The sequence below is a fragment of the Methylobacterium sp. E-041 genome (genome assembly GCF_022829665.1).
GTDB lineage: Bacteria > Pseudomonadota > Alphaproteobacteria > Rhizobiales > Beijerinckiaceae > Methylobacterium.
On sequence record NZ_JAKSYQ010000206.1, the window covers coordinates 1 to 3861 of the forward strand.

Annotated in this window: 4 protein-coding genes and 1 pseudogene; 4 read left to right on the forward strand and 1 reads right to left on the reverse strand. The window is 53.0% G+C overall.

All coding sequences use genetic code 11. The features are described 5' to 3' along the window. Positions 1–677: 677 nt before the first annotated feature. Positions 678–818: pseudogene (locus tag MKK70_RS19515) on the forward strand (IS3 family transposase); the annotation flags it as partial. Between the two features lie 77 nt (positions 819–895). Here MKK70_RS19515 and MKK70_RS19520 read toward each other — a convergent pair. Next, positions 896–1099, reverse strand: coding sequence for an HU family DNA-binding protein (locus MKK70_RS19520; RefSeq protein ID WP_409568297.1), 204 nt, complete (start codon positions 1097–1099; stop codon positions 896–898). Positions 1100–1702: 603 nt separating this feature from the next. Here MKK70_RS19520 and MKK70_RS19525 point away from each other — a divergent pair. The 3 genes from MKK70_RS19525 to MKK70_RS19535 all read left to right on the forward strand — a co-directional run bounded on the left by MKK70_RS19525 (position 1703) and on the right by MKK70_RS19535 (position 3709). After that, positions 1703–2047 (forward strand): hypothetical protein, encoded by a 345-nt coding sequence (locus tag MKK70_RS19525; protein ID WP_243949418.1) that lies wholly within the window; start codon positions 1703–1705, stop codon positions 2045–2047. 274 nt (positions 2048–2321) lie between these two features. Further along, positions 2322–3350 (forward strand): carbohydrate-binding domain-containing protein, encoded by a 1029-nt coding sequence (locus MKK70_RS30885; protein ID WP_243949420.1) that lies wholly within the window; start codon positions 2322–2324, stop codon positions 3348–3350. Positions 3351–3454: 104 nt separating this feature from the next. Then, on the forward strand, positions 3455–3709 hold the full coding sequence (locus MKK70_RS19535) for a carbohydrate-binding domain-containing protein (protein WP_243949422.1): 255 nt from the start codon (positions 3455–3457) through the stop codon (positions 3707–3709). Positions 3710–3861 lie beyond the last annotated feature (152 nt).

The window sequence follows — 3861 nt, forward strand, 5'->3', positions numbered from 1 at the left end:
GGAGCTTTCGATCGCTGTAGCGCTGCTCTGACCGCGTGCGTGGTCGTGGCGCAGCCGTGAAGAACCTGTCCCATAACGCCTCCCGGAATGCAGCGACCTCAGCGAAACTGATGCCACCACACCTCGGGACTGCACAGCTAGCCTTCCGACTACCCATGCCCACCACAATGCAGTAGCCTATCAATCGGCCTGGTCGAAATTACCGGTTAGGTCAAGATCAGCACGTCCGCCTGACGTAGCTTGTTAACAATCTCCTTAGACTTCGGGTGTTTTACCATCTTGTCCGTCCCCCAGGCTCAAAAGCCATCCCAAAGGGCGGACCACTTCAATGGGGGCGGATCAGGCGAATCAGTCTGGGAAGGGTCAAAGCCTCTCTTTCCCTCTTAGTCGCTTTATCACGAAGCATCAACATGATAACGGCGACCGTTGCAGCTAGGCTTCCCCCCAATGGCATTGTCAAGATAACAGCGATCACTTCGTAATCAGCCATCCAGGCAGCCGTTGCTACCCCACCGAGTAAGGCTGTTAATGTGAGTACAAGCATGACATCCTCGTTTGCAACTCATAGTTGCGTTGCACCATGCTCGAAGAAGGGCTGCGGTACCAGTCTGTCGCCTCCCGCAGGAGTACGTAGCCAGAGGTAGGGTGAAGCCGCTGTGCGTCTCCGCTGTTGCTCGGTGCTCTCGGATCTGTTCATCCTACGCGGCGTACCTAGCCATATCCATTCGGATAACGGGCCGGAGTTCGTTACAAAGACCGTCCAAGCTTGGATTACTGGCGTCGGAGCAAAGATGGCCTATACCACGCCATGCTCACCATTGAAGAAGGCCACGTCCTCTCACCCGACTAGATCACTGCCAAGGGGCCCGCAGCGCGCAGTCACTGAAATGCTGTCTCAGCGTAGAGCTACTTCGGGGCTTAGCCGATCCCGCATCTCCTTGCCGGCTTTGAAGGCAAGCACCGTCTTGGCCGGCACCACGATCCGAGTCTCTGTTCTCGGGTTGCGCCCTTGCCGGATTGGCTGTTCTCTCACTGCGAAGGACTCGAACCCGCGGATTTCCATACAATCACAAGCCGGAAGAGCACCCGAGAATGATATCGACCAACCTCACGCAGTCCTTCTCGTAGAGATGCGGGTTTAGGGCAGCGAGGCGCAGGATGGGGTCGGACCAAATCATGAGGTCCTATTCACTAGGTGCTTGGGCTGGATCTTTAATTGGGAACTCCGACACTTCCGCCTTAGCTTCAATGCGTCTGGCAGCCCATTTGTGCCGCCTGGCGTCAGACGCACACTCGGGGCATATCGAGCGTACCGCTTGGTTGCTGCGGGCCGCAATACGACGATCAAAAGCATCCATGCGCGTACGCGCTTCTGCGTTGGCAATAGCACCCGTGATCGTTGGATCATCAGGTACCTGCTCAACGTGCGAGCCTTGCGTGCTGATCGCTGTCGGCTGAGAATGTGGGACAGCGAAGCGCCTTTGAGCCGCTACAGGTTCAATTAAGCTGACGATTGTGATTATCGCGAAGGCAGTACGACACATGGCAATGGCCTCGCGAGAATGGCTGCCCGGTTGAAGTGACCGAACATCACGAGACACCAATAACATTACAGAAGGCTTAACCTTTGTCTGGACGCAGGAGCGCTTCTCCGATCCCCGACCGGAACCGAAGAGATCAGAAAGGGTAGGGACGGCATTCGATGTCCGTCATTGACGTGACCGGCTGGCTTTGGACCAGGCTGATTGAGAGGATCAGTCAGGACCGAAGGAGTGGACATGAAGCGAGGTTAGATGCAGACCGGGTCCCTTCAGTCATTGCCGTTCCAGTCGAACGTATTAGCGGCGTGATATCCCCTGCGGCGGGCTCCGCCAGCGAAAGCCCCGGTGACATACCGAAAGACGAACTCGCCGCAGCCGTTCTTGAAGAGGATGTATGCTGGCTCGACTATGTCGGCGTAGTCGTCCTCATAAAGGTAGCACTAATAGGAGATACCGCACGAAGTTTCTCCGTAACGGTTTGTGTAATAGCAAGTGGATATAATTAACAAATAGATAGAATGAACGGACTGTCAGTTTCTTCGCTATGATCTTTGCATAAATCAACAACCGATACACGGCTGCCCTGCGAAGACCGTACTGGACATTATAATGAACTCCAATGGGTAAGCGCAGTAATTTTTCTGAGCCGAACGTCGTCAAATATTACGTTTATTCCTGTTGATTAAATTATCTTAGTACTTTACAATCTACGAATATTAATTTAAATGTAAATTGCTATGTAAATACAATTTGATAATTATGGTTTTTGGGGAGTCTGCCGTGGCATATAGCTACTCTGTGTCAATAAACGATCCAAGTAGTTTTGAAAAAGACACAGCACTTCTTACAGTTGTGCGGGCTGCTGCATCTGAATGGTCGCGATATATCTCTGGATTTGGATCGCTTGACATTCAAATTGATGTTGGACCCACAACGCGTGCTAATGCAAGTGTTGCGACCGCTGTAAATTTGAGCTTTGATAACTCAATATCACTCGTTGAATTAGGGACTGTCAATGAACTAAGGACAGGGATTGATTCAAACGGAGTTATGCCAGACCTCACTATAAACGTAGATCCGGACTTTTTACAAACGCTTTGGTTTGATCCTACTAAATTAACGGCAATTCCATCAGATAAGGTAGATGGGTTGAGCGTATTTATGCATGAAATCGGGCATGGCCTAGGATTTCTTGGGTATCGCAGTCCCATAGACGGCAGGCTTGCTGGGTACGAGACACCTTGGGATCGTCTTATAACGTTAAATATTGATGGATCCGCAACGTTCAATGGGGCCTACGCGAGCGCCATTTATGGAAATTTAGTTCCGATAACAACATTACAGAATGGTGAGCAGTATAATCATCTTGGAAATGACGTCGCTGAGAGCGCTGGGCACGACTTAATGAACGGCGTAGCCTTCTATTACGGACAGCGTTATTCCATATCGGATCTTGATTTAGCCATACTAAAAGATATCGGATTAAGTATCAGTGCGATTGTTGGTGATGATTCCTATTTGTCAAATGGTAGCGAAGGGAGGTCTAGCACTCTGATCCTTCGCGTTTCAGAAGACGCCTATCAGGGTGACCCGCACTTCACCGTGACGGTCGACGGCAAGCAGGTTGGCGGCACGCTGACCACCTCTGCTTCGCATGCTGCTGGTCAGACCCAGGACATCACCCTGACGGGCAACTTCGGCTCAGGCGACCGCGCTCTCGCGGTGAAGATCATCGACAACGCCGACAACGGCTGGGGCAACGATCGCAACGTCTACGTCCAGCAGGTCACGCTGCACGGGCAAACCTAGGCGGGTGATACGTCTGCCAACACGGGCGGATCCAACAGCCTCTGTGTTGCCAATCTCTCCAGCAACGGTAGCGCTACCTTCCATACCGGCCAAAATGACACTTGGTGTTCAAGGTCTCTGGCGACAACTGGCAGGGTGACCCGCACTTCACCGTGACGGTCGACGGCAAGCAGGTCGGCGGTGTGCTGACCACCTCTGCTTCGCATGCTGCTGGTCAGACCCAGGACATCACCCTGACGGGCAACTTCGGCGCAGGCGCTCACGATGTCGCGGTGAAGTTCATCCACAACGCCGACCACGGCTGGGGCAACGATCGCAACCTCGGCGTCCATCAGGTCACGCTCGTCGGCCAGGCCTAGCCGGGTGCTACCGCTGCCAACACGGGCGGATCCAAGAGGCTCGGTGCTGCCAATCTCTACAGCAACGTCGTGGCTACCTTCCATACCGGCCAACATGACACTTTGGTGTTCAGGGTCTCTGGCACCAAATTGCAGGGTGAGCTGCTCTTCAC

Bases quoted from the DNA above. Each gene is read 5' to 3' on its own strand.
- MKK70_RS19525 (WP_243949418.1), top strand. From the start codon at position 1,703: ATGTCCGTCATTGACGTGACCGGCTGGCTTTGGACCAGGCTGATTGAG.